General features: G+C 52.5%; 30 protein-coding genes. 28 read left to right on the plus strand and 2 right to left on the minus strand.

Features of this window, described 5'->3' with window-relative positions; genetic code table 11:
* Positions 1 to 22 precede the first annotated feature (22 nt).
* The 4 genes from kefG (at position 23) to slyD (ending at position 3,362) form a co-directional block, all read left to right on the plus strand.
* Positions 23 to 574 (plus strand): glutathione-regulated potassium-efflux system ancillary protein KefG, encoded by a 552-nt coding sequence (gene kefG / locus ACVKSX_RS15690; protein ID WP_010253037.1) that lies wholly within the window; start codon positions 23 to 25, stop codon positions 572 to 574.
* Positions 575 to 2,380: a glutathione-regulated potassium-efflux system protein KefB gene (gene kefB, locus ACVKSX_RS15695; RefSeq protein WP_010253035.1), complete on the plus strand. Its 1,806-nt coding sequence runs from the start codon at positions 575 to 577 to the stop codon at positions 2,378 to 2,380. It begins immediately after the preceding gene.
* A 23-nt stretch (positions 2,381 to 2,403) separates the two neighbouring features.
* Complete coding sequence (locus ACVKSX_RS15700) at positions 2,404 to 2,598, plus strand: YheV family putative zinc ribbon protein (protein WP_010253033.1); 195 nt, start codon at positions 2,404 to 2,406, stop codon at positions 2,596 to 2,598.
* A gap of 197 nt (positions 2,599 to 2,795) precedes the next feature.
* Positions 2,796 to 3,362 carry a peptidylprolyl isomerase gene (gene slyD, locus ACVKSX_RS15705; RefSeq protein WP_010671583.1) on the plus strand — a complete coding sequence of 189 codons (567 nt, stop codon included), beginning with the start codon at positions 2,796 to 2,798 and terminating at the stop codon, positions 3,360 to 3,362.
* 95 nt (positions 3,363 to 3,457) lie between these two features.
* Here slyD and ACVKSX_RS15710 read toward each other — a convergent pair whose 3' ends face one another.
* A complete protein-coding gene (locus ACVKSX_RS15710) occupies positions 3,458 to 3,676 on the minus strand; it encodes a SlyX family protein (RefSeq protein WP_010253031.1) in 219 nt (72 codons plus the stop codon).
* Positions 3,677 to 3,945: 269 nt separating this feature from the next.
* Between ACVKSX_RS15710 and fkpA the strand changes: the two genes are divergently transcribed.
* The 11 genes from fkpA to bfr all read left to right on the plus strand — a co-directional run bounded on the left by fkpA (position 3,946) and on the right by bfr (position 12,185).
* Positions 3,946 to 4,791, plus strand: coding sequence for an FKBP-type peptidyl-prolyl cis-trans isomerase (gene fkpA / locus ACVKSX_RS15715; protein WP_010253030.1), 846 nt, complete (start codon positions 3,946 to 3,948; stop codon positions 4,789 to 4,791).
* A gap of 166 nt (positions 4,792 to 4,957) precedes the next feature.
* Entirely contained in the window at positions 4,958 to 5,680 is a 723-nt protein-coding gene (locus ACVKSX_RS15720; RefSeq protein WP_010253029.1) for a helix-turn-helix transcriptional regulator, read from the plus strand.
* Positions 5,680 to 6,066 (plus strand): sulfurtransferase complex subunit TusD, encoded by a 387-nt coding sequence (gene tusD / locus ACVKSX_RS15725; RefSeq protein WP_010253028.1) that lies wholly within the window; start codon positions 5,680 to 5,682, stop codon positions 6,064 to 6,066. Before ACVKSX_RS15720 ends, tusD begins: the two co-directional genes overlap by 1 nt.
* Entirely contained in the window at positions 6,066 to 6,425 is a 360-nt protein-coding gene (gene tusC / locus ACVKSX_RS15730) for a sulfurtransferase complex subunit TusC (protein WP_010253027.1), read from the plus strand. The genes tusD and tusC overlap by 1 nt, the downstream gene beginning before the upstream one ends.
* A gap of 9 nt (positions 6,426 to 6,434) precedes the next feature.
* A complete protein-coding gene (gene tusB / locus ACVKSX_RS15735) occupies positions 6,435 to 6,722 on the plus strand; it encodes a sulfurtransferase complex subunit TusB (RefSeq protein WP_010253026.1) in 288 nt (95 codons plus the stop codon).
* Between the two features lie 124 nt (positions 6,723 to 6,846).
* Positions 6,847 to 7,221, plus strand: coding sequence for a 30S ribosomal protein S12 (rpsL, locus tag ACVKSX_RS15740; protein WP_003852912.1), 375 nt, complete (start codon positions 6,847 to 6,849; stop codon positions 7,219 to 7,221).
* A 96-nt stretch (positions 7,222 to 7,317) separates the two neighbouring features.
* Positions 7,318 to 7,788 (plus strand): 30S ribosomal protein S7, encoded by a 471-nt coding sequence (gene rpsG / locus ACVKSX_RS15745; protein WP_003852909.1) that lies wholly within the window; start codon positions 7,318 to 7,320, stop codon positions 7,786 to 7,788.
* 90 nt (positions 7,789 to 7,878) lie between these two features.
* On the plus strand, positions 7,879 to 9,993 hold the full coding sequence (gene fusA, locus ACVKSX_RS15750) for an elongation factor G (protein WP_010253020.1): 2,115 nt from the start codon (positions 7,879 to 7,881) through the stop codon (positions 9,991 to 9,993).
* Between the two features lie 68 nt (positions 9,994 to 10,061).
* Positions 10,062 to 11,246: an elongation factor Tu gene (gene tuf / locus ACVKSX_RS15755; protein WP_010253018.1), complete on the plus strand. Its 1,185-nt coding sequence runs from the start codon at positions 10,062 to 10,064 to the stop codon at positions 11,244 to 11,246.
* Between the two features lie 170 nt (positions 11,247 to 11,416).
* A complete protein-coding gene (gene bfd, locus ACVKSX_RS15760; protein WP_010253015.1) occupies positions 11,417 to 11,611 on the plus strand; it encodes a bacterioferritin-associated ferredoxin in 195 nt (64 codons plus the stop codon).
* Between the two features lie 100 nt (positions 11,612 to 11,711).
* Complete coding sequence (bfr, locus tag ACVKSX_RS15765; protein ID WP_354439465.1) at positions 11,712 to 12,185, plus strand: bacterioferritin; 474 nt, start codon at positions 11,712 to 11,714, stop codon at positions 12,183 to 12,185.
* Here the strand turns inward: bfr and ACVKSX_RS15770 are convergent.
* The gene (locus tag ACVKSX_RS15770) at positions 12,172 to 12,945 is read right to left on the minus strand and encodes a prepilin peptidase (protein WP_010671586.1); all 774 of its coding nucleotides are present in this window, start codon (positions 12,943 to 12,945) and stop codon (positions 12,172 to 12,174) included. The two genes, bfr and ACVKSX_RS15770, sit on opposite strands and share 14 nt — an antisense overlap.
* 393 nt (positions 12,946 to 13,338) lie before the next feature.
* On the opposite strand from ACVKSX_RS15770, the gene rpsJ reads away from it, so the two are divergent.
* From rpsJ to rplN, 13 genes are all read left to right on the plus strand, one after another.
* A complete protein-coding gene (gene rpsJ, locus ACVKSX_RS15775; protein WP_001181005.1) occupies positions 13,339 to 13,650 on the plus strand; it encodes a 30S ribosomal protein S10 in 312 nt (103 codons plus the stop codon).
* A gap of 32 nt (positions 13,651 to 13,682) precedes the next feature.
* Positions 13,683 to 14,312 (plus strand): 50S ribosomal protein L3, encoded by a 630-nt coding sequence (rplC, locus tag ACVKSX_RS15780; protein WP_003850712.1) that lies wholly within the window; start codon positions 13,683 to 13,685, stop codon positions 14,310 to 14,312.
* 10 nt (positions 14,313 to 14,322) lie between these two features.
* Entirely contained in the window at positions 14,323 to 14,928 is a 606-nt protein-coding gene (gene rplD, locus ACVKSX_RS15785) for a 50S ribosomal protein L4 (RefSeq protein ID WP_003850711.1), read from the plus strand.
* Positions 14,925 to 15,227, plus strand: a complete 303-nt coding sequence (gene rplW / locus ACVKSX_RS15790; RefSeq protein ID WP_003850708.1) for a 50S ribosomal protein L23 — start codon at positions 14,925 to 14,927, stop codon at positions 15,225 to 15,227. The genes rplD and rplW overlap by 4 nt, the downstream gene beginning before the upstream one ends.
* A gap of 17 nt (positions 15,228 to 15,244) precedes the next feature.
* Positions 15,245 to 16,066, plus strand: coding sequence for a 50S ribosomal protein L2 (gene rplB, locus ACVKSX_RS15795; RefSeq protein WP_008927137.1), 822 nt, complete (start codon positions 15,245 to 15,247; stop codon positions 16,064 to 16,066).
* 16 nt (positions 16,067 to 16,082) lie between these two features.
* Positions 16,083 to 16,361, plus strand: a complete 279-nt coding sequence (gene rpsS / locus ACVKSX_RS15800; protein WP_001138115.1) for a 30S ribosomal protein S19 — start codon at positions 16,083 to 16,085, stop codon at positions 16,359 to 16,361.
* A gap of 13 nt (positions 16,362 to 16,374) precedes the next feature.
* Positions 16,375 to 16,707, plus strand: a complete 333-nt coding sequence (rplV, locus tag ACVKSX_RS15805; protein ID WP_008927136.1) for a 50S ribosomal protein L22 — start codon at positions 16,375 to 16,377, stop codon at positions 16,705 to 16,707.
* Positions 16,708 to 16,724: 17 nt separating this feature from the next.
* A complete protein-coding gene (rpsC, locus tag ACVKSX_RS15810) occupies positions 16,725 to 17,423 on the plus strand; it encodes a 30S ribosomal protein S3 (RefSeq protein WP_009087585.1) in 699 nt (232 codons plus the stop codon).
* 12 nt (positions 17,424 to 17,435) lie between these two features.
* Positions 17,436 to 17,846: a 50S ribosomal protein L16 gene (rplP, locus tag ACVKSX_RS15815; RefSeq protein ID WP_008927134.1), complete on the plus strand. Its 411-nt coding sequence runs from the start codon at positions 17,436 to 17,438 to the stop codon at positions 17,844 to 17,846.
* The gene (gene rpmC, locus ACVKSX_RS15820) at positions 17,846 to 18,037 is read left to right on the plus strand and encodes a 50S ribosomal protein L29 (RefSeq protein ID WP_003850146.1); all 192 of its coding nucleotides are present in this window, start codon (positions 17,846 to 17,848) and stop codon (positions 18,035 to 18,037) included. The genes rplP and rpmC overlap by 1 nt, the downstream gene beginning before the upstream one ends.
* Positions 18,037 to 18,291, plus strand: a complete 255-nt coding sequence (rpsQ, locus tag ACVKSX_RS15825) for a 30S ribosomal protein S17 (protein ID WP_003850147.1) — start codon at positions 18,037 to 18,039, stop codon at positions 18,289 to 18,291. The genes rpmC and rpsQ overlap by 1 nt, the downstream gene beginning before the upstream one ends.
* Before the next feature lie 358 nt (positions 18,292 to 18,649).
* Positions 18,650 to 20,002 (plus strand): 8-oxoguanine deaminase, encoded by a 1,353-nt coding sequence (locus ACVKSX_RS15830; RefSeq protein WP_010252814.1) that lies wholly within the window; start codon positions 18,650 to 18,652, stop codon positions 20,000 to 20,002.
* A 248-nt stretch (positions 20,003 to 20,250) separates the two neighbouring features.
* On the plus strand, positions 20,251 to 20,622 hold the full coding sequence (gene rplN / locus ACVKSX_RS15835; RefSeq protein WP_006120590.1) for a 50S ribosomal protein L14: 372 nt from the start codon (positions 20,251 to 20,253) through the stop codon (positions 20,620 to 20,622).
* Positions 20,623 to 20,632: the final 10 nt, after the last annotated feature.

The following is a 20,632-nucleotide window of genomic DNA, read 5'->3' on the forward strand; positions in this document are numbered from 1 at the left end:
GACGACGCTTTGGAGGGAAAGGATGTCGCAGCCACCCAGGGTTTTGCTGCTTTATGCTCATCCGGAATCACAGGATTCGATCGCCAATCGGATTCTGCTGCAGCCGGCTCAGGCACTGGAACACGTTACCGTGCACGATCTGTACGCAACCTATCCGGATTTTTTTATCGATATTCACCATGAACAACAGCTGCTGCGTGAACATGATGTCATCATTTTTCAGCATCCGCTCTATACCTATAGCTGTCCGGCGCTGCTGAAAGAGTGGCTGGACAGAGTTCTGTCGCGCGGTTTCGCCAATGGCGTGGATGGCAATGCGCTGGAAGGAAAGTACTGGCGCAGCGTCGTCACCACCGGAGAACCGGAAAGTGCCTTCAGACATCAGGGTCTGAACCGCTATTCGCTCAATGACATTATGCGTCCTTTTGAGCTGACCGCGCAGATGTGCCGTATGCACTGGATGCCGCCGATGATCGTCTACTGGGCGCGTCGTCAGAGTCCTGAATTAATGAAAAATTACGCCCGCGCCTATGGCGACTGGCTGGCGGCACCGCTGCCGAATGGAGGGGTATAGATGGAAGGGCAAACGCTGCTGACCGCCGGGGTGATTTATCTGGTCGCGGCGGTATTGATTGTACCGGTGGCGGCGCGCCTCGGTATTGGTGCAGTTCTGGGCTATCTGGTGGCGGGTATCGCTATCGGCCCGTGGGGATTAGGCTTTATCAGCGACGTCGACGAGATTCTGCACTTCTCTGAGCTCGGCGTGGTGTTCCTGATGTTTATTATCGGGCTGGAGCTGAACCCGGCAAAGCTGTGGGCGCTGCGCCGCTCCATTTTTGGCGTCGGCGCGGCGCAGGTGATCTTCTCAGCGGCGATTCTGGGCGGTTTATTATGGCTGACCAACTTTAGCTGGCAGGCGGCGATTATTGGCGGGATTGGTCTGGCGATGTCCTCGACCGCCATGGCCCTGCAGCTGATGATGGATAAAGGCATGAACCGCAGCGAAGCGGGGCAACTGGGCTTTTCGGTGTTGCTGTTTCAGGATATCGCGGTGATCCCAGCCCTGGCGCTGATCCCGCTGCTGGCCGGAACCGACAGCGGTCATATCGACTGGATGAAGGTCGGCATGAAAGTACTGGCGTTTGCCGGCATGCTGGTAGGCGGACGCTATCTGCTGCGGCCTATCTTCCGTTACATCGCTGCGTCGGGCGTGCGCGAAGTCTTTACCGCCGCTTCGCTGCTGCTGGTGCTGGGCTCCGCGCTGTTTATGGATGCGCTGGGTCTGTCGATGGCGCTGGGGACCTTTATTGCCGGGATCCTGCTGGCGGAGAGCGAGTACCGGCATGAGCTGGAAGTCGCCATCGACCCGTTTAAAGGTTTACTGCTGGGCCTGTTCTTTATTTCGGTTGGCATGGCGCTCAACCTCGGTGTGCTCTATACCCATATTGTGACCATCCTGCTGGGTGTCGTGACGCTGGTGGCGGTGAAAACGCTGGTGCTCTATCTGCTGGCGCGCATTTATGGCTTGCGCAGCTCTGAGCGGCAGCAGTTCGCTGGCGTACTGAGTCAGGGGGGCGAGTTCGCCTTTGTGCTCTTTTCCGCGGCCTCCTCGGCAAAGCTGTTCTCTGGCGATCAACTGCCGATGCTGCTGGTGACGGTAACCCTGTCGATGATGACCACGCCGCTGCTGATGAAGGGAATCGATCGTCTGCTGGCACGCCGCTTCAATGAGCCGGATGACGAGGCAGAGAAACACTTTGTCGAAGACGATCAGCCGCAGGTGATTGTGGTGGGCTTTGGTCGGTTCGGGCAGGTGGTGGGGCGTTTGCTGATGGCGAATAACAAACGCATCACCGTGCTTGAGCGCGACATCAGTGCAGTCAGTCTGATGCGGAAATATGGCTATAAGGTCTATTACGGCGACGCCACCGAACTGGAGTTGCTGCGGGCAGCCGGTGCGGCCAGCGCTCAGGCGATTGTGATCACCTGTAACGAGCCCGAAGATGTGATGACGATTGTACATCTGTGCCAGCAGCATTTTCCGCAGTTGCAGATTCAGGCGCGCGCCCGGGGCCGTGTAGAAGCGCATGAACTGCTTCAGGCGGGCGTCACGCAGTTCTCGCGTGAGACCTTCTCCAGTGCGCTGGAGCTGGGACGTAAAACGCTGATGACGCTGGGGATGCATCCGCATCAGGCGCACCGCGCCCAGCAGTATTTCCGCCATCTTGATATGCGGATGCTGCGCGAGCTGATGCCCAATCTCTCTGAAAGCGCGCAGGCTTCGCGCGTCCGTGAAGCGCGGCGTGAACTGGAAGATATCTTCCAGCGCGAAATGCAGCGCGAAAAGCGGCAGATCGACGGCTGGGACGATGATGAATAACCTCTTTAAACAGGCAGAAGCTAATGCGTAAACGTTTTATTGCTGGTGCGACATGCCCGCACTGCCAGGAGAAGGACACGCTGGCAATGTGGCGTGAAAATAATGTCGATGTGGTGGAGTGCGTGAAGTGTGGTCACCAGATGCGTGAGGCCGATAAGCAGGCGCGCGATCAGGTTCGCACTAATGAGCAGGTTATCGGTATTTTTCATCCTGAGTAGCGGAATGGCGCAGCTTTTTTTACGCCTGGACTTACAGCGGGATTGAATTCCGTTACAATTGTCGCCATTAACGCTGTAGTCGCAAGAGAAAGTGAAAACCCTCTTGTACTCAGCCCCGAACCTTTCTGGTTGGTGTTATTGCACGAAAGAATAGACCAATGAGACGGGATCTCAGCTCTCAACGGTTAGGAGATATCATGAAAGTAGCAAAAGACCTGGTGGTAAGCCTGGCCTATCAGGTACGTACAGAAGACGGCGTGTTAGTTGACGAGTCACCGGTGAGTGCACCGTTAGACTACCTGCACGGTCATGGTTCCCTGATTTCTGGTCTGGAAAATGCGCTGGAAAACCACATTGCCGGCGACAAGTTTGACGTGCATATCCCGGCAAACGATGCCTACGGTCAGTATGACGATAACCTGGTGCAGCGCGTTCCTAAAGACGTCTTCATGGGCGTTGACGAACTGCAGGTTGGCATGCGCTTCCTGGCAGAAACCGATCAGGGCCCGGTACCGGTAGAAATCACCGAAGTGGAAGATGATCACGTCGTGGTTGATGGTAACCACATGCTGGCGGGTCAGAACCTGAACTTCAACGTTGAAGTGGTTGCTATCCGCGAAGCCACGCCGGAAGAACTGGCTCATGGCCACGTTCACGGTGCAGATGGCCATCATCATGACCACGATCACGGCCATGATCACGACCACGACCATGATCAGGGTAAAGGCGGTTGTGGCACTGGCGGCTGCGGCTGCAGCCACTAAGTCTCAACAGACCTTTCAAGGCCACCCTCGGGTGGCCTTTCTTTTGTCGCGTATTCTGGTTCTGCCCGGGTAAGCCGGGGCCAGATAGCCCGCGATCAGTAGTGCGGTGGTGGCGTCTCTTCAGATTGTGAGGCGACGATCGATGGCGCATTCGCTTTGAGCTTGTCGGTTAAAATGCGCATCTGCTCACGCATCTTATTCATCTCCAGCTCGTGCTGAACGACCGCGCTGTTCAGCTGATCGATAGTCATCTCCTGAAAGGCCAGTTTGCTCTCCAGCGTCTCCAGACGCTGTTCCCACTCAGATTGTTGCATGACCTGTTCCTCTGTTAAGGTGCGACTCGGGGCGTGATTCTACGATCTGAATGCCAGGAATCACCTGTTTTTTTCACGCCCGGAGGCGTTGCGCTTGAAAAAAGGCAGCGCGGCATCATCTCTGATGAAACTTCCCGATGTTATAAAGGTCGGAGGTTAACCGGGTAATTACATTGTGGGAGTGTTCGACACTGCCACGTAAAGTTATAGTGTGGACCCTGAAGTCCGCAATGTTTCCCGAGGTTAGACGCTTCGGTTTTGGAGAATGGATGAAATCACTGTTTAAAGTCACATTGTTAGCTACCACCATGGCTGTTGCGCTGAATGCTCCGCTGGCAATGGCGGCAGATACCGCTGCGGCGCCACAGGCTGCACCAGCCGCCGCGCCACAGTCTGCGCCTCAGGCACCGAAAAATGCTGCCTTCAAAGATGAAGACCAGCAGTCTGCCTACGCGCTGGGTGCTTCGCTGGGTCGCTACATGGACAACTCCCTGAAGGAGCAGGAAAAACTGGGCATCAAACTGGATAAGCAGCAGCTGATCGCTGGTGTTCAGGATGCATTTGGTGGCAAGAGCAAACTCTCTGATGAAGAGATTGAGCAGACGCTGCAATCCTTTGAAGGCCGCGTGAAAGGCGCAGCCTCAGCGAAAATGGAAAAAGATGCGAAAGAGAACTCTGAAAAGGGCGAAGCTTACGCAACCAAATTTGCTAAAGAGAGCGGCGTGAAGAAAACCGAAAGCGGCCTGCTGTATAAAGTTGAGAAAGAGGGTACCGGCGACGCACCTAAAGACAGCGACACTGTAGTGGTAAACTACAAAGGGACGCTGATTGACGGTACTGAATTCGACAACTCTTATACCCGTGGCGAGCCACTTTCATTCCGTCTGGATGGTGTCATTCCGGGCTGGACTGAAGGTCTGAAGCACGTGAAGAAAGGCGGCAAGATCAAGCTGGTGATCCCACCAAATCTGGCTTACGGCAAAAATGGCGTTCCGGGCATCCCGGCTAACTCCACCCTGGTGTTTGATGTCGAGCTGCTTGATATCAAACCAGCGCCAAAGGCAGATGAAAAAGCACAGGCTCCTGCGCCTGCTGCTGCAGAAAAAGCGCAGTAATCTGCTGACCGCCGCCTCCGGGCGGCGGTTTCATTTCGGCTTCACGACAAACCTCTGGCATAAGCCGACGACATTTGCCAGACTAATGCCTGCCTAATTATCCCAATATTGAGTCTGCCCATAAGCCGCTGTGACAGGCTCCAGCCATTCAGGGTGATACTCTTCAATGTCTAATCCATTCAATCCGGGTGAACTGAGCGACTTCGATCTTCTGGAGCAGCGCCCGTTCGAACAAAGTGATTACGATATTCTGAAATCGTACGAGGCTGTCGTGGATGGCCTGGCGATGTTGATCGGTTCGCATTGTGAAATTGTCCTGCATTCGCTTGAAGATCTTAAGTGTTCGGCAGTGCGTATCGCTAATGGTGAACACACTGGACGTAAAGTCGGTTCGCCTATTACCGATTTAGCCCTGCGTATGCTGCATGATATGCATGGTGCGGACAGTAATGTCTCCCGTGCCTACTTCACACGTGCCAAAAGCGGCGTGCTGATGAAATCGGTCACGATTGCGATTCGTAACCGTCAGCAGCGGGTCATTGGCTTGCTCTGCATCAACATGAACCTTGATGTGCCGTTCTCACAGATCATGTCGACCTTTATGCCGCCCGAGATGCAGCAGGTTGACTCCAACGTCAACTTCGCCAGTTCGGTAGACGATCTGGTGATGCAGACGCTGGAGTTCACCATTGAAGAGGTGAGTGCTGACCGTAATGTATCGAACAACGCCAAGAATCGTCAGATTGTGCTGAACCTGTATGAGAAGGGGATCTTCGACATCAAGGATGCCATCAACCAGGTGGCCGATCGGCTGAATATTTCCAAACACACCGTCTATCTCTACATCCGTCAGTTTAAAAATGGCGACTTCCAGGGGCAGGAGCGGTAATGCGTTACACCCTGCTGGTCACCGGCCCGGCTTACGGTACGCAACAGGCGACCAGTGCCTGGCTGTTTGCCCGCGCACTGCTGACGGCAGGCCATCAGCTTGACAGCGTTTTCTTCTATCGCGAAGGGGTGCTGAACGCTAACCAACTGACGTCGCCCGCCAGTGATGAGTTTGATCTGGTGCGTGCGTGGCAGACATTGCATCAGGAGCAGGGTGTGGCACTGAATATTTGTGTGGCGGCCGCGCTGCGTCGTGGCGTCAGCGACCAGCAGGAAGCGGCACGACTCCAGCTGGCGGGCAGTAACCTGCAGCCGGGCTTTACCCTGAGTGGGCTGGGCGCGCTGGCGGAAGCGGCGCTGAGCTGTGAACGCATGGTGCAGTTCTGATGAATCGGGTCGCGTTTGTCTTTACCCGGGCGCCGCACGGCAGCAGCGCAGGACGTGAGGGGCTGGATGCCGCGCTGGCCACGGGCGCGCTCAGTGAGGATATCGGCCTGTTTTTTATCGGTGATGGCGTGCTGCAGCTTAATCTGCACCAGCAACCTGAGACGATTAAGAGCCGTCACTATGCCGCGACCTTTGGCGTGCTGGCACTATATGAGATTGAACACTGCTATCTCTGCCGGACATCGCTGATAGCGCGTGGATTAGAGGTTGACGCTGACCGGTTGCTGGATGTTACGCTACTGGACGCGCCGGCACTGCGACAGACGCTGGCCAGCTACGATCGCATTCTTACTTTTTAAGAGACGTTAATGCTGCATACGTTACTGCACTCACCGGCACACTGTGACCTTGAGAGCCTGCTTTTAATGGCGGGTGCGGGTGATGACCTGCTGCTGTTGCAGGATGGCGTGCTGGCCGCTTTAGCTGGCAGCCACGCATTGATGCGACTGTCAGAGAGCGAAGCGACGCTCTGGGTGCTGGACGAAGATGTCCAGGCTCGCGGTCTCGCTGGACAAATTTCGACCCGTGTGCAGTCAGTAGACTATACTGGGTTTGTCACGCTAACGATCAGGCATCAGCAACAAATGGTCTGGTAATCGGCTAAAACCTGGTTATTTCTTGACACCCCTTTGACTCAGCCCTAAAATTCTGCCTCCTCGTAATTCTACGAGGCGATTTATTACGTGTTTACGAAGCAAAAGCAAATCCAGGAGCTATTTAATGGCAACAGTTAACCAGCTGGTTCGCAAACCACGCGTCCGCAAAGTTGCAAAGAGCAACGTGCCGGCGCTGGAAGCTTGCCCGCAAAAACGTGGCGTTTGTACTCGTGTGTACACCACCACTCCTAAGAAACCAAACTCCGCACTGCGTAAAGTCTGCCGTGTGCGTTTGACCAACGGTTTTGAAGTTACCTCCTACATTGGTGGTGAAGGTCATAACCTGCAGGAACACTCCGTGATCCTGATCCGTGGCGGTCGTGTAAAAGACCTGCCAGGTGTGCGTTACCACACCGTTCGTGGCGCGCTTGACTGCTCAGGTGTTAAAGACCGTAAGCAGGCTCGCTCCAAGTACGGCGTGAAGAAGCCAAAGGCTTAATGGTTCTCCGTTAAGTAAGGCCAAACGTTTTAAATTAAATGTCAAAATAAACTCATAGAGTTTTGGACAATCCTGAATTAACAACGGAGTATTTCCATGCCACGTCGTCGCGTCATTGGTCAGCGTAAAATTCTGCCAGATCCTAAGTTCGGATCAGAGCTGCTGGCCAAATTTGTAAATATCCTGATGGTAGATGGTAAAAAATCTACTGCAGAATCAATCGTTTATACCGCGCTTGAGACCCTGGCTCAGCGTTCAGGTAAAAACGCGCTGGAATCTTTTGAAGTAGCCCTGGAAAACGTGCGTCCGACTGTCGAAGTTAAGTCACGTCGCGTTGGTGGTTCTACTTATCAGGTACCAGTAGAAGTCCGTCCGGTTCGTCGTAATGCTCTGGCAATGCGCTGGATCGTAGATGCTGCTCGTAAACGCGGTGATAAATCAATGGCTCTTCGCCTGGCGAACGAACTTTCTGATGCTGCAGAGAACAAAGGTACAGCAGTTAAGAAACGTGAAGACGTTCACCGCATGGCAGAAGCCAACAAGGCGTTCGCACACTACCGTTGGTAATCACCACGTAGTTGTTAAACCAGCGGGCGCTCAATCAGCCAACCCGCTGGGGTCGACTTACCTTGAACGTCCGAGAATCAGAGGAATCAAATGGCTCGTAAAACACCCATTGCCCGCTACCGTAATATCGGTATCAGTGCGCACATCGACGCCGGTAAGACTACCACTACCGAACGCGTTCTGTTCTACACCGGTGTAAACCACAAAATCGGTGAAGTACATGACGGCGCAGCAACCATGGACTGGATGGAGCAGGAACAGGAACGTGGTATTACCATCACCTCCGCTGCGACCACCTGTTACTGGTCTGGTATGGCCAAGCAGTTTGAACCACACCACGTAAACATTATCGACACCCCAGGACACGTTGACTTCACCATCGAAGTTGAACGTTCTATGCGTGTGCTTGATGGCGCGGTAATGGTTTACTGTGCAGTTGGTGGCGTTCAGCCACAGTCTGAGACTGTATGGCGTCAGGCTAACAAATATAAAGTTCCACGCATTGCGTTCGTTAACAAAATGGACCGCATGGGTGCTAACTTCCTGAAAGTTGTTAAACAGATGGAAGTTCGTCTGGGCGCAACTCCAGTTCCTCTGCAGCTGGCTATCGGCGCAGAAGAGAAATTCACCGGTGTTGTTGACCTGGTGAAAATGAAAGCAATCAACTGGAACGACGCAGACCAGGGTGTAACCTTCGTCTACGAAGATATTCCAGCTGATATGCAGGAACTGGCTGAAGAATGGCATGCGAAGCTGGTTGAAGCCGCTGCTGAAGGCTCTGATGAGCTGATGGAGAAATTCTTCGGTGGTGAAGAACTGACTGAAGAAGAGATCAAAACATCTCTGCGTAAGCGTGTTCTGAACAACGAAATTATCCTGGTAACCTGTGGTTCTGCATTTAAGAACAAAGGTGTTCAGGCGATGCTGGATGCAGTTGTTGAATATCTGCCAGCACCGACTGACGTTACCGCGATCAACGGTATGCTGGACGACGGTAAAGACACGCCGGCTGTTCGTCACTCTGATGACAACGAGCCGTTTGCTGCACTGGCGTTCAAAATCGCTACCGACCCGTTCGTGGGTAACTTAACCTTCTTCCGCGTTTACTCTGGTGTTGTTAACACGGGTGACACCGTGTTCAACCCGGTTAAGTCAAACCGTGAGCGTCTGGGCCGTATCGTTCAGATGCACGCTAACAAGCGTGAAGAGATTAAAGAAGTTCGTGCGGGTGATATCGCAGCTGCGATCGGCCTGAAAGATGTGACCACTGGTGACACCCTGTGTGACCCAGATAACGTCATCATCCTTGAGCGCATGGAGTTCCCGGAGCCGGTAATCTCTATCGCCGTTGAGCCAAAAACCAAAGCTGACCAGGAAAAAATGGGTCTGGCTCTGGGCCGTCTGGCAAAAGAAGACCCATCATTCCGCGTATGGACTGATGAAGAATCTAACCAGACCATCATCGCCGGTATGGGTGAATTGCACCTCGACATCATCGTTGACCGTATGAAGCGTGAGTTCAACGTTGAAGCAAACGTGGGTAAACCACAGGTTGCTTACCGTGAAGCGATTCGCAACAAAGTTACCGATGTTGAAGGTAAACACGCCAAGCAGTCTGGTGGTCGTGGTCAGTATGGTCATGTTGTTATCGACATGTACCCACTGGAGCCAGGTTCGAACCCGAAAGGCTACGAATTTGTCAACGACATCAAAGGTGGTGTGATTCCTGGTGAATACATCCCTGCGGTTGACAAAGGTATCCAGGAGCAGCTGAAATCAGGCCCTCTGGCTGGTTACCCGGTTGTGGATCTGGGCGTGCGTCTGCACTTCGGTTCTTACCACGATGTCGACTCCTCAGAACTGGCGTTTAAACTGGCCGCGTCTCTTGCCTTCAAACAAGGCTTTAAACAAGCGACACCTGTTCTGCTTGAGCCTATCATGAAGGTTGAAGTTGAAACGCCAGAAGAGAACACGGGTGATGTCATCGGTGACCTTAGCCGTCGTCGTGGTATGCTCAAAGGGCAGGAATCTAACGCTACTGGCGTTCAGATTCACGCTGAAGTTCCGTTGTCTGAGATGTTCGGATACGCAACTCAGCTGCGTTCTCTGACCAAAGGTCGTGCTTCTTACTCCATGGAGTTCCTGAAGTATGACGATGCGCCAAACAACGTAGCGCAGGCCGTTATTGAAGCTCGTAGCAAATAAGCTACGGTTTAAATTTGAACTGATGCCTTCACCCAGATGGTGAAGGCACAACGTAAGGAATTATCGCCATGGCGAAAGAGCAATTTCAGCGTAACAAACTGCACGTAAACGTGGGCACCATCGGTCACGTCGACCACGGTAAAACCACCCTGACTGCAGCTATCACCACCGTACTGTCTAAAACTTACGGCGGCCAGGCTCGTGCATTCGATCAGATCGATAACGCACCAGAAGAGAAAGCACGTGGTATCACCATCAACACTTCACACGTTGAGTATGAAACCCCGACTCGCCACTATGCGCACGTTGACTGCCCAGGCCACGCCGACTATGTGAAAAACATGATCACCGGTGCTGCGCAGATGGACGGCGCGATCCTGGTTGTTGCTGCGACTGATGGCCCAATGCCACAGACCCGTGAGCACATCCTGCTGGGTCGTCAGGTTGGCGTTCCTTACATCATCGTGTTCCTGAACAAGTGTGACATGGTTGATGATGAAGAGCTGCTGGAACTGGTAGAGATGGAAGTTCGTGACCTGCTGTCAGCATATGACTTCCCAGGCGACGACACTCCAATCGTTCGTGGTTCTGCTCTGAAAGCGCTGGAAGGCAACCCAGAGTGGGAAGCGAAAATCATCGAACTGGCTGAGCATCTGGACAACTACATCCCAGAGCCACAGCGTGCGATCGACATGCCGTTCCTGCTGCCAATCGAAGACGTATTCTCAATCTCTGGCCGTGGTACCGTTGTTACCGGTCGTGTTGAGCGCGGCATCGTTAAAGTCGGCGACGAAGTTGAAATCGTGGGTATCAAAGATACTGTGAAATCAACCTGTACCGGTGTTGAGATGTTCCGTAAGCTGCTGGATCAGGGTCAGGCAGGCGAAAACTGTGGTGTTCTGCTGCGCGGTATCAAGCGTGAAGACATCCAGCGTGGCCAGGTTCTGGCTAAGCCAGGCTCAATCAAGCCGCACACCCAGTTCGAGTCAGAAGTTTACGTTCTGTCTAAAGACGAAGGTGGTCGCCATACTCCGTTCTTCAAAGGCTATCGTCCACAGTTCTACTTCCGTACAACTGACGTAACCGGCTCAGTAGAGCTGCCAGAAGGCGTTGAAATGGTAATGCCAGGCGACAACATCAAAATGGTTGTTACCCTGATCCACCCAATCGCAATGGACGAAGGTCTGCGCTTCGCAATCCGCGAAGGCGGCCGTACCGTTGGCGCGGGTGTTGTTGCTAAAGTTATCGCTTAATTGTGATATCTGCTGTGGCTGTGTAAATGGCCACTGCAACACAGTAAAAAGAGCACTTCGGTGCTCTTTTTTTTGCTCTGAAAACGCCATAACCCTGCAAAGGGTGGGTTTGAAATAAAAACGATTCGCATTTACACTATGTACAGAAAATGTACCCGAGTGATGAATCAATGTACGTCTGCCTGTGTAATGCCATCAGTGATAAAACCCTTCGTGAAGTCGTGCGTCGCTATCAGCCCAAATCTATTCAGCAACTGCGCCAGCTTGTGCCGATCGGCAAGCAATGCGGCAAATGCATTCGTGCTGCGCGTGAAATTATGGATGAAGAGATGCAGCATGCACCACTCTACAAAGAGATAGCCTGACCGACGATCGGTGCGTGAATACCCACAATATCTGTCGCGTTTTTTTGACTTCTTTTTAACCGCATCTACGCTCTAATAAACCAGACGCGGAGGGTTAACAATGAAGGGCGATATCAAAGTTATCAGTCATCTCAACAAACTGCTTGGAAATGAACTGGTTGCTATCAATCAGTACTTTCTTCATGCGCGCATGTTCAAAAACTGGGGTCTGGCGCGCCTCAATGATGTGGAATACCATGAATCAATCGATGAGATGAAACATGCCGATAAATATATTGAGCGTATTCTTTTCCTTGAAGGGATCCCAAATCTTCAGGATCTGGGACGGCTCCGTATCGGTGAAGATGTTGAAGAGATGCTGAGTTCAGACCTGAATCTGGAGCTGGAGGGCGCGAAAGACCTACGTGAAGCTATCTCCTATGCTGACAAAGTGCATGACTATGTCAGCCGTGACATGATGATTGAAATCCTGGCTGATGAGGAACATCACATCGACTGGATTGAGACGGAACTTGAGTTAATCCAGAAGATGGGCATCCAGAACTATCTGCAGGCTCAAATCAAACAAGAGTGAATCGGGTCTGCAGCACTATCGTTACCCAGCCCGCAATGGCCAGGAAAGGGCCAAACGGCAGCGGGCTGTCCCCCTGAATAAAACCCCGCAGTTGCAGCATCACGATCGACGTCAGCGCCATAACGGTGGCACCCAGTGCAATCCAGGGTAATGCCTGCCAGCCACAGCAGGCACCTAACGCTGCGAAAAGCTTGATATCGCCATAACCTAATCCCTCGTACCCCCGCATCTGCCGATAGCTCCAGGCGAGCAGCCACAACGCACAGTAGCCCGCCACAGCACCCCATATCGCCGTTGTTTCGGTTCCGGACAGCGTGGCATGGAATAATCCGGACCAGAGCAGCAGATAATTGAGCGGGTCAGGTATACAGAAGTGGCGACGATCGATGGCAGCCACGAGCAGCAAGAGGCCGGAGGCAGTAATAATAAAAACAGCCTCCGCAGAGTGGTCAAAACTCTGCAGCACCAGCAGGCACAGAAGGGCGAACAGCCATTCAATGACAACGCTTTCTGCGCCGAACGCGCGATGACAGAAGCGACACCGTCCTTTTAAGCCAGGCCAGCTGACTAACGGCAGCGCATCTCGCCACAGCAGGCGCTGCTGGCAATGATTACAGTGCGAACCCGGAAAGCAGAGTAGGGCAAACCATTGAGCGGGTGAGAGGGCGGGGGTGAAGCGCTGGCTGGTCAGCGAAAGAAAGCTTCCCAATGCACCTCCGCCTGCGAGTGCAGCAATGTGAGTTATCAGAGTGGGCGACATGATTATGCTCCGGACGAAAGGTTAGATGCACTCTCGTGGGCAACGGGTTCTGTGTCACCTATGAATGAAGAAGGGCGGAAACAGACTCACAACTGAATAACTGATTTATCAGCGATACGGCAGTGCAATGCGACGCACGCTTCACGAACCGGCCACAATTTAATGGGTAAAACCTCAACACGGGTTGCTTCCTGAACAGATTTACGTATAATGCGCGGGCCTGCAGATATTGCAGGCGCGATTCGAGCAGAATCGCAGACGGCTGAAATTTAGGCCGCCTGACAATACTCCCAATTGTGGAGTTATATGCTGAACGATTACACTCTCCCATCAATCGTAATGGGCTCGAGTAGTAATTTTTTTCGTCTATAAAAAGTTTGGAGCTCTGGTCTCATGCAGAACCAAAGAATCCGTATCCGTCTTAAAGCGTTTGATCATCGTCTGATCGATCAATCAACCGCGGAAATCGTTGAGACCGCCAAGCGCACTGGTGCGCAGGTTCGTGGTCCAATCCCGCTGCCAACCCGCAAAGAGCGTTTTACTGTTCTGATCTCTCCGCACGTTAACAAAGATGCGCGTGATCAGTACGAAATCCGCACTCACAAGCGTCTGGTAGACATCGTTGAGCCAACTGAAAAAACCGTTGATGCTCTGATGCGTCTGGATCTGGCTGCCGGTGTTGACGTGCAGATCAGCCTGGGTTAATCAGGTCATCGAGCGATTGAGAGGTTGAAACAATGATTGGTTTAGTCGGTAAAAAAGTGGGCATGACCCGCATCTTCACTGAAGATGGCGTTTCTATCCCCGTCACCGTAATCGAAGTTGAAGCGAACCGCGTTACTCAGGTCAAAGGCCTGGAAAACGATGGTTACCAGGCAATTCAGGTTACCACCGGTGCTAAAAAAGCAAACCGTGTGACCAAACCTGAAGCTGGTCATTTTGCTAAAGCTGGCGTTGAAGCTGGCCGTGGCCTGTGGGAATTCCGCACCGCTGAAGGTGAAGAATACTCTGTAGGTCAGAGCATCAGCGTTGAGATTTTCGCTGAAGTTAAGAAAGTTGACGTAACCGGTACCTCTAAAGGTAAAGGTTTCGCCGGTACCGTTAAGCGCTGGAACTTCCGTACCCAGGACGCTACTCACGGTAACTCCTTGTCTCACCGCGTTCCGGGTTCTATCGGTCAGAACCAGACTCCGGGCAAAGTGTTCAAAGGCAAGAAAATGGCAGGTCAGCTGGGTAATGAGCGCGTAACCGTTCAGAGTCTGGACGTAGTACGTGTTGACGCTGAGCGCAACCTGCTGCTGGTTAAAGGTGCAGTTCCCGGTGCTACCGGTAGCGACCTGATCGTTAAACCAGCTGTGAAGGCGTAAGGGGATAGCAATGGAATTAGTATTGAAAGACGCGCAGAGCGCGCTGACTGTTTCCGAAACTACCTTCGGTCGTGATTTCAACGAAGCGCTGGTTCACCAGGTTGTTGTTGCTTACGCATCTGGCGCCCGCCAGGGTACTCGTGCGCAGAAAACTCGCGCCGAAGTAACCGGTTCAGGCAAAAAGCCATGGCGTCAAAAAGGCACCGGCCGTGCGCGTGCAGGTTCTGTAAAGAGCCCAATCTGGCGTTCAGGTGGTGTGACCTTTGCTGCGAAGCCGCAGGACCACAGTCAAAAAGTTAACAAAAAGATGTACCGCGGCGCGCTGAAAAGCATCCTGTCCGAACTGGTACGTCAAGATCGTCTGATCGTTGTCGAATCATTTGCTGTAGAAGCACCGAAAACCAAGCTGCTGGTACAGAAACTGAAAGACATGGCTCTGGAAGACGTGCTGATCATCACCGGTGAACTGGATGAGAATCTGTTCCTGGCTGCGCGCAACCTGTACAAGGTTGACGTACGTGATGCATCCGGTATCGACCCAGTTAGCCTGATCGCCTTCGACAAAGTCGTTATGACTGCTGATGCAGTTAAGCAAGTTGAGGAGATGCTGGCATGATCCGTGAAGAACGTCTGCTGAAAGTACTGCGCGCGCCGCACGTATCTGAAAAAGCATCTAGCGCGATGGAAAAAACCAATACCATCGTTCTCAAAGTTGCTAATGACGCGACCAAAGCAGAGATCGTTGCTGCTGTTGAGAAACTGTTCGAAGTAGAAGTTAAAGACGTAAACACCCTGGTAGTTAAGGGCAAAGTTAAGCGTCAAGGACAGCGTATCGGTCGTCGTAGCGACTGGAAAAAAGCTTACGTCACCCTGAAAGAAGGCCAGAATCTGGACTTCGCTGGCGGCGCTGAGTAAGTCGGAGGAGAAAGACAATGGCAGTTGTTAAATGTAAACCGACATCTCCGGGTCGTCGCCATGTAGTTAAAGTGGTAAACGCGGAGCTGCACAAGGGCAAACCATTTGCCCCGCTGGTAGAAAAAAACAGCAAATCCGGTGGCCGTAACAACAATGGTCGTATCACTACCCGTCATATCGGTGGTGGTCACAAGCAGGCTTATCGTATTGTTGACTTCAAACGCAACAAAGACGGTATCCCGGCAGTTGTTGAACGTCTTGAGTACGATCCGAACCGCTCTGCGAACATCGCACTGGTTCTGTACAAAGACGGCGAGCGCCGTTACATCCTGGCCCCTAAAGGCCTGAAAGCCGGCGACCAGATCCAATCTGGCGTTGATGCTGCGATTAAAGCAGGTAACACTCTGCCGATGCGTAACATCCCGGTGGGTTCAACCGTGCATAACGTAGAAATGAAACCAGGCAAAGGCGGTCAGATTGCTCGCTCAGCCGGTGCTTACGTGCAGATCGTTGCGCGTGAAGGTTCTTACGTTACCCTGCGTCTGCGTTCAGGTGAAATGCGTAAAGTCGAGTCTGACTGCCGCGCAACACTGGGCGAAGTCGGCAACGCTGAGCATATGCTGCGCGTTCTGGGTAAAGCTGGTGCAGCCCGTTGGCGTGGTGTTCGTCCTACCGTTCGTGGTACCGCGATGAACCCAGTTGATCACCCGCACGGTGGTGGTGAAGGTCGTAACTTTGGTAAGCACCCGGTAACTCCGTGGGGCGTTCAGACCAAAGGTAAGAAGACCCGTAGCAACAAGCGTACCGATAAGTTTATCGTACGTCGCCGTAGCAAATAATATTAGAGGATAAGCCATGCCACGTTCTCTCAAGAAAGGTCCTTTTATTGACCTGCACTTGCTGAAGAAGGTAGAGAAAGCGGTGGAAAGCGGTGACAAGAAGCCTTTGCGCACTTGGTCCCGTCGTTCAACGATCTTTCCTAACATGATCGGTTTGACCATCGCTGTCCATAATGGTCGTCAGCACGTTCCTGTCTTTGTTTCCGACGAAATGGTTGGTCACAAACTGGGTGAATTCGCGCCGACACGTACTTATCGCGGTCACGCGGCTGATAAAAAAGCCAAGAAGAAATAAGTAGGAGGAAGAGATGGAAACTTTAGCTCAACATCGCCACGCTCGTTCTTCTGCTCAGAAGGTTCGCCTTGTTGCTGACCTGATTCGCGGTAAGAAAGTGTCGCAGGCACTGGACATTTTGACCTACACCAATAAGAAAGCGGCTGTACTGGTCAAAAAAGTTCTGGAATCTGCCATTGCTAACGCCGAACACAACGATGGCGCTGATATCGACGATCTGAAAATCACGAAAATTTTCGTTGATGAAGGTCCGACCATGAAACGCATTATGCCGCGTGCCAAAGGTCGTGCAGATCGCATCCTGAAGCGCACCAGCCACATTACTGTGGTTGTGTCCGATCGCTGAGACTCTGGAGACTAGCAATGGGTCAGAAAGTACATCCTAATGGTATTCGCCTGGGTATTGTAAAACCATGGAACTCTACCTGGTTTGCGAACACCAAAGAATTCGCTGACAACCTGGACAGCGATTTTAAAGTACGTCAGTTTTTGACTAAAGAACTGGCTAAAGCATCTGTCTCTCGTATCGTTATCGAGCGTCCAGCGAAGAGCATCCGTGTGACTATTCACACCGCTCGTCCGGGCATCGTTATCGGTAAGAAAGGCGAAGATGTAGAAAAACTGCGCACGGTCGTCGCGAATATCGCTGGCGTTCCTGCACAGATTAATATCGCCGAAGTCCGCAAGCCGGAACTGGACGCGAAACTGGTAGCTGACAGCATCACTTCACAGCTGGAGCGTCGTGTGATGTTCCGTCGTGCTATGAAGCGTGCAGTTCAGAACGCCATGCGTCTTGGCGCGAAGGGTATTAAAGTCGAAGTTAGCGGCCGTCTGGGTGGCGCCGAGATCGCACGTACCGAATGGTATCGTGAAGGTCGCGTGCCATTGCACACACTGCGTGCTGACATTGACTACAACACCTCTGAAGCGCACACCACTTATGGTGTAATCGGCGTTAAGGTATGGATCTTCAAAGGTGAGATCCTGGGTGGTATGGCTGCTGTTGAACAACCGGAACCGGCTGCTCAACCTAAAAAGCAGCAGCGTAAAGGCCGTAAGTAAGGAGAGTCGCTGATGTTACAACCAAAGCGTACGAAATTCCGTAAAGTGCACAAAGGCCGTAACCGCGGTCTGGCTGCGGGTACGGATGTCAGCTTCGGTACTTTCGGTCTGAAAGCTGTTGGCCGTGGTCGTCTGACTGCTCGTCAGATCGAAGCAGCACGTCGTGCTATGACCCGTGCAGTTAAGCGTCAAGGTAAGATCTGGATCCGAGTATTCCCGGACAAACCGATCACCGAGAAGCCGCTGGAAGTGCGTATGGGTAAAGGTAAGGGTAACGTAGAGTATTGGGTTGCCCTGATCCAGCCTGGTAAAGTCCTGTATGAAATGGACGGCGTACCAGAAGAGCTGGCCCGTGAAGCATTCAAGCTGGCAGCAGCAAAACTGCCTATCAAAACCACCTTTGTAACTAAGACGGTGATGTAATGAAAGCAACTGAGCTGCGTGAAAAAAGCGTTGAAGAGCTGAACACTGAGCTGCTTAATCTGCTGCGTGAGCAATTTAACCTGCGCATGCAGGCAGCATCTGGCCAACTGCAGCAGACTCATCTGCTGAAACAGGTTCGCCGTGATGTTGCACGCGTTAAGACTTTACTGACTGAGAAGGCGGGTTCGTAATGACCGATAAAATCCGTACTCTGCAGGGTCGTGTAGTAAGTGACAAAATGCAGAAATCTGCAGTTGTTGCTATCGAACGTTTCGTGAAACACCCGATCTACGGCAAATTCATTAAACGTACGACCAAGCTGCACATCCATGACGAGAACAATGAATGTGGAATTGGTGACGTGGTAGAAATCCGCGAATGCCGTCCACTGTCCAAGACTAAATCCTGGACCCTGGTTCGCGTAATCGAGAAAGCTGTTCTGTAATAAGAATCGTTTTTTCTGAGGAAACCCTCTGCTTCGGCAGGGGGTTTTTTTTTGCCTGCGATTCGGGCTTGATCCATTTGTGCCCGTGGCAATACGGATTTGATGGTGCTCAAAAATTCAGGGATTTGCAGGGATTAAGCTGCCTCTCTTCAGGCGACGTGGCCTGAAAGCGCCAGGCTATAAACGCCGGGGTTATCATAACTGTACAAGGAAATGTGCCGTGAAAATGGAGAGTCATGACCGCTTACGCCGGTCACTGTTAAAATTGCCACTGTTAGCTGCGTTACCTGCGATTAGCTCTGCCAAAAGCTTGCCGCTATTATCGGGTAACACACAACCATTACCCACAGGCAATAGCATGGAACGAACTCTGTTACTGAAGAATGCTGAATGTGTGGTCTGCATGGATGCTGACCGTCGGGAAATAGGTAACGCTTCTATTCTGATAAAAGGAAATAAGATCGTTGCAGTCGGGGAAGCACGCTCGTTACCCGATAGCGCGGATGAGATCATCGATCTGCGAGGACACATTGTCATCCCTGGCCTGATCAATACGCATCACCACATGTATCAGAGCCTGACCCGCGCTATTCCTGCAGTGCAAAACGGCGAGCTCTTTAACTGGCTGACCCACCTCTATCCACTGTGGCAGAATCTGACGCCTGAGATGATTCATATCTCAACACAGATCTCCATGGCCGAGTTAATGCTCTCCGGCTGCACCACCACCAGTGACCATCTCTACGTCTATCCGAATGGCTGTAAGCTTGACGACAGTATTGAGGCTGCAGCCTTAATGGGCATGCGTTTCCATGCGAGCCGGGGCAGCATGAGCGTCGGTAAGTCCCTGGGTGGCTTACCACCCGATGCACTGGTAGAGGATGAAGCCGCCATTCTTAAAGATACGCAGCGTGTGATTGAGCGCTACCATGATGACAGCCACGGTTCGATGTTACGCATCGTGGTTGCGCCATGTTCGCCGTTTTCAGTCAGCCGTGAGCTGATGAAGCAATCCGCAGCGATGGCACGCAGCTTCAACGTCTCAATGCATACCCATCTGGCGGAGAACGACAGCGATATCCGTTATAGCCGTGAAAAATTCAATATGACGCCAGCACAGTATGTTGAAGACCTCGGCTGGGTAGGACCGGATGTCTGGCATGCACACTGCGTCAAACTGGATCAGCATGGCATAGAACTCTTTGCACGTACCGGTACCGGCGTCGCGCACTGTCCCTGCTCGAACATGCGTCTCGGTTCCGGTATTGCGCCGATACGCCATATGTGTGATGCCGGCGTACACGTGGGTATGGGTGTGGATGGCTCAGCCTCCAATGACAGCTCAGACATGATGGCCGAGGTTCGTCAGGCGATGCTGCTGCAACGCGTTGGCTTCGGCCCGGATGCGATGACGGCACGTCAGGCACTGGAACTGGCGACGCTGGGTGGAGCAAAGGTGCTAAACCGCGATGATGTGGGCACCATTGCGCCGGGCATGATGGCCGATCTGGCCATTTTTGACCTGAATCGAATTGGACTTGCCGGGGCAGGGCACGATCCTGTCGCCGCCCTGGTGTTCTGTAATCCGGGACAGGTTGCCTATAGCATCATTAACGGAAAAGTCAGGGTACGGGACGGACAAGTGGCCGGAATTGAACTGCCAGCCGTGTTGCGTCAGCATAACCAACTGGCCAGGAAACTGGCTGGTTGAGTCAGAAGGGCACTTTATTTGGGAGGCGACGAAAAATAAGGCAGATTACATTTGCTACTGTTCGCACTATTCCCTAGAATACGCCCTCCCTGTCATCAGGGGAAATCAGCGGCTCGATTGAGAGCCGTTTATTTTTTCTACCCATCTGTGAGAACCGGTGTTACAATGCCGCGCCCTCAATTATGGGGCTTTCTAACGACCTGAGGTTTAGGTCCCGAAGTAGTAGTTGACATTAGCGGAGCACTAAAATGATCCAAGAACAGACTATGCTGAACGTCGCCGACAACTCCGGTGCACGTCGCGTAATGTGTATCAAGGTTCTGGGTGGCTCGCACCGTCGCTACGCAGGCGTCGGTGACATCATCAAAGTTACCATCAAGGAAGCAATTCCGCGTGGTAAAGTCAAAAAAGGTGATGTCCTGAAGGCGGTAGTGGTGCGCACCAGGAAGGGTGTTCGTCGCCCGGACGGTTCTGTCATTCGCTTCGATGGTAATGCATGCGTTATTCTGAACAATAACAGTGAGCAGCCTATCGGTACGCGTATTTTTGGGCCGGTAACTCGTGAACTTCGTACTGAAAAGTTCATGAAAATTATCTCTCTGGCACCAGAAGTACTCTAAGGAGCGAACA

Source organism: Pantoea sp. PvP021, from assembly GCF_054056055.1.